This window comes from Amycolatopsis sp. SID8362, from assembly GCF_010550475.1.
Taxonomy (GTDB): Bacteria; Actinomycetota; Actinomycetes; order Mycobacteriales; family Pseudonocardiaceae; genus Amycolatopsis; species Amycolatopsis eburnea.
Genome location: NZ_JAAGNB010000317.1, coordinates 1 through 4,433, shown reverse-complemented (window position 1 = coordinate 4,433; position 4,433 = coordinate 1). Strand labels below are relative to the sequence as shown.

Here is a 4,433-nt window from a genome sequence, read left to right as displayed (position 1 = left end):
CGGCCGCCGCCGTCGCGCACCGTGCGCGGCCGGCCGAACAGGTCGGGGTCGCCGGGCGCCCCCGGCTGCTCGGTGGCCGGCGCCCGCTCGGCGTCCTGGTCTTCGGCCACGCCGAGCGGATCGGTGTAGGGATCGGGCAGTGCGGTGGCCGGGTAGCGGCGGCGGAACACTCCCCCGGCGGCCGCGACCTCGATCTCGAGGGACGTTTCCGTGCGTTCGGTCAGCAGCACGCGGGTGCCGTCCGGGCGCCGCACCGCGCGCAGGATCCCGGCGTCGTCGTGCTCGAACTCCGTGCGCCGCCCGAGCGGGTCGGTGCGCGCCAGCAGCCGGTTGTGCGGGCCCCATTCGCTGCGCGTGACGCCGCCGAGCTTGTCGGTCTCGGCCACCACGTTGCCCGCCGCGTCGAACTCGAAGACCTTCCGGTGCCCGAGCGAGTCGGTGGTCGTGGTGCGGCCTTCGGCGTAGGCGAGTGACCCGTCCAGGTAGCCCTGGTCGCCGACGGTCCGGACGCAGCGGCCGGCGTCGTCGTAGACGTACCGGTACCAGGCGCCGTTGTGGTCGGTCCAGCCGGTGAGCCTGCCCTCGGCGTCGTGGTCGTAGCGCGCGGGCCGGGGCGTGGAGTTGGTGCGCTGCGCGAGGTGGCCGTGCGCGTCGTAGTCGTAGCGCGCGACCGGGACGTCCCCGCCGGGCGAGAGGGCCCGCACGGCCCGGATCCGGCCGCCGTCGGTCTCGAACGCGATCCGCGCGCCCGCGGAGTGGGTCAGCAGCAGGGGCGCGCCGGCGGGGTCGCGGTCGAGTTCGAGGAACTCGCCGTCCTCGGTCCGGACTTCGCGCAGCAGCAGCTCGTTGTCGCCGCTGGGCGAGAACCGCCGGGCCTGCCCGCGGCCGGGGTCGGTGACCACGTAGTCGTCGCCGTCGGCGTGCAGCAGGCGCAGGGGCCCGTGCTGGGAAGCCGTGGCGGCACCCGGCCCGGGCAGCGGGAAGGTCAGCACCATCGCGTCGGCCGAGTGGTAGCGCACCAGGCCGGCGTCGAGGGTCAGCCGTTCGTCGGGCAGCGCCGTCCACGACGGGCCGAACCAGCGGCCGTCCCGGTAGGACGACACGTGGTTGCGGGTGACCAGCTCGCCGAGCGCGCCGGGCACCACCAGGTCGACCTCGGTGAACAGCACGTCGCCGGTCGCGACGTCGATCGGGTCGAACTCGCAGACCTTTTCGTCCGGTTCCTTGGTCTTCGCCGGGTCCTGACCGTCCTTTGGCTTGCCCTTCGGTGCGCCCGACGGCGTGGTGGAGTTCCCGTCGGGACCGCCGCGGGTCCCGGGCGGCGGCGCGTCCGGGCCGCCCTTGGGGGTGTCGTCGGGCCCCTTCGACGTCGGCGGCGGGTCGGTCTTGGGCGGCGTGTCGGGGCCGTCCTTGGCGCCGGAGGTGTGCGTGCCGTCGCCGCCCTTGCCGCCGGGGCCGTCGATTCCCTTGGGGTTGCCGTTGATGTCCGCGTGCTTCGGCGGCGGCCCGGCCTTGCCCGGCTTGATGTTCTTGAGCGCCTTGGCGGCGTCGGCGAACAGATCGCCGGCCCGCTTCAGCAGCGGCACCAGCGCCTTGAGCGCGGTGACCAGCCGCTTGACCAGGTCGGCGATCTTGGAGGCGGTCTTGGCGACGGCGCCGATGACCTGCGGGACCACCCAGGTAAGACCGATGCCGAGGGTGAACACCACCTGCAGCGCCCAGCTGATCAGGTGCCCGATCAGCTCCGCGATGATGTCCCGGACCAGCGCCCGCACCGCCGCCACGACTTCACCGGCGGTCTTGACGCCGCTGGAAGCGCCTTCGCAGCCTTTCTGCGCGGTCTCGAGCAGGGTGACGGTGTCCTGGGCCCGCTGGCGGTAGGTGTCGGCGGCGGCGCCGGTCCAGGAAGCGGTGTCGGCCTTGACCATCCCGGTCAGGTCCTCGCCGATGCTGCCCAGCTCGGTCGCGACGTTCTTCCAGGTCTCGGCTTGGGCGGCGATCTCGTCGGCGTTGCCGGTCAGCCCGTTGAGCGCTTCCTTGAGCGGGCCGACGTGTTCCATCAGCCACCCGACGCCGGCGGCGAGGATCGCCCCGAAGGGGTCCATCGCCATGGAAAGGGCGTCAAGCGCGGTGCCGACGGCGCCCATCGCGACCGAGGCCCAGTCGCCCGATTCGATCGCGGACTTCAGGTCGTTCGCCGACTCCAGCAGCGAAATGCCCGAATACGCCTTGGTCGAGTCCTTGGTCTCCGCGACCAGCGGGTTGCTGATGGCGCCCTACCTCCCCGTGAAACCGCCTGGAATCCCTCCATCAAAGCACGGAGCGCGGGGCGGGGTTCCGGGCACGCGGGCAAGTCGGGTGGCTGGTGCCCGAGCGCACCCGAAAGTGTGCCCGTGCTCCCTCGGCGGCTGTCCGGTCAGGCCCGCGTTGCCTCGCGACCGGTCGCCCCCATCGGCGGCATCGCGGTGGGTGGCGGTGTCTTGAATGAGTCATTCAGGACCTCCCGCGTCAGGGGCCCGGCAAAGTCGCGCCGGCGAGCGGGTGACCGTCCGCAAAGTCGCCTGGCCGCGTGGTCTGCCCGGCGCCGCGGGGATGTCATGAAAGGGTCGTTCATGTCGTCTGGTGAGGTGAACGACCCTTTCATGACATCGCGGACCGGCGAGCGCAGCCGCCACTGAGAAACCCTCGTTGCGGCATCCGGCGTAATTCGTCCCCGACCCGGTCACACCGGACGGCGTACGGCCGATACGTCCGGCAGGGATCTTCGTCACGGGGGCGGGGAAGTTCACGAGGGGGAACGATTCGTGCTGTTTTCATCGCGTTCGAGAAGCCGGGTGGCCGTGGTCGCCGTGCTGGCCGCGGCGCTGGTCACCACCGGCGCCGGTGTCGCGCACGCCACGGCGCCGCCGGACAACGACGACTTCGACGGTGCCGCCGTCGTCACCGCGCTGCCGTTCAGCGCGCAGGAGGACACCAGCGCGGCCACCGAGGCGGCCGACGACCCGGCGTGGTGCGAAGGATCCGCCTCGGCCGGGACGGTCTGGTTCCGGTACACCGCCACCGAGGACGGCCTGCTCCGCGCCTCGACCGCCGGCAGTGACCACCGGACGCTGCTGTCCGCGAACACCGGGGCGCGCGGGCACCTGCAGCCCGCGGCCGACGCCTGCGACTACGGCACGGACGCCACCATCACGTTCCACGCCACGGCCGGTACGACGTACTCGTTCCAGGTCTCCGGCATCGAAACCCCGGGCGGCGCGCTGTCGTTCTCGCTCGGCACGGTCGCGCCGGCGCCCAACGACGCCTTCGCCGCCGCCGAGACCGTGAGCGCCCTGCCGTTCACGCGGCAGCCGGACCTCTCAGTCGCCTCCGCCGAAGCCGGCGAGCCGGACTCGACCTGCGTGGACGACGAGGCCCAGCCCTCGGTCTGGTACTCCGTGCCGGCCGCGGACGCGGCGCGTTCGCTCACCGTGCAGGCTCAGGGGACCTACGCCGCCGCCACCGTCTACGCCGGGAACTCGCTGACGGCGCTGACCCAGGTCGCCTGCGACCGGAGCTCCTCGAACCCGGTCGCGTTCCGGGCGGCGGCCGGCACCGGTTACGCCGTCCGCTTCACCGGGGCGCACCAGAGCTACGGCGAGTTCAAGCTGGTGCTGGCCGAAGCACCGCCGCTGGACCCGGACGTCTACGTGTCGCCGAGGACGGCGACGGTGTTCGACAAGGTCGGCTTCTCGGCGTCGACGTGGAACTCGATCGACCGGCCGCTGGGCGGGACGTGGGACTTCGGCGACGGCCAGACCGCCCCGGTCGGCACCGACACCGTCTACCACCGCTACGCCGCCGACGGCGTCTACCCGGCCAAGCTCAACGCGACGTCGCCCGACGGGCGCACCGCGACGGTCGACACCCCGATCACGGTGATCACGCACGACGTCGGGATCGCCAAGTTCGTCGTCCCAACCTCGGCGCGGCAAGGGGAAAGCAAGCCGGTCTCGGTGGACGTGACCAACACGCGGTACGCCGAAACGGTCACCGTCGTGCTGTCCAAGCGGTCCGCGGACTCCTGGACCGAGGTCGGCCGGCTCACGCTGCAGGTGCCCGCGCGAGCCACCGGCAAGGTCCGGTTCCCGTTCTCCTACACCTTCGCCCCCGAGGACGCGCTCTCCGGCAAGGTCGCCTTCCGCGCCGAGGCCCAGTTGTCGTACCCGGTGGAGGACGCCTACCCGGCGGACAACACGGTGGTCTCCATCGCCACCACCGTCACGCCGCCCGCCACCCGCATCACCGCCGTCTGACCAGGGGGAACACCGTGAAATCGTTCATCCGTCCCTTCGTCGCGGGCGTGGCGGCCGTCACGGCCGCGCTGCTCGCGCCCGGCGTCGCCCACGCGGCCGCGCCGTCCAACGACGACTTCGGCGCCGCCACCGCCGTCA

At 72.6% G+C, this 4,433-nt stretch carries 2 protein-coding genes; one reads left to right on the top strand and one right to left on the bottom strand.

From position 1 onward, the window contains the following. On the bottom strand, positions 1–2,111 hold a 2,111-nt coding region (locus tag G3I65_RS10625; protein ID WP_239071017.1), incomplete at its 3' end, for a DUF6531 domain-containing protein. 723 nt (positions 2,112–2,834) lie between these two features. On the opposite strand from G3I65_RS10625, the gene G3I65_RS58770 reads away from it, so the two are divergent. Beyond that, entirely contained in the window at positions 2,835–4,295 is a 1,461-nt protein-coding gene (locus G3I65_RS58770) for a PKD domain-containing protein (protein WP_160695948.1), read from the top strand. The last annotated feature ends 138 nt before the right edge of the window (positions 4,296–4,433 follow it).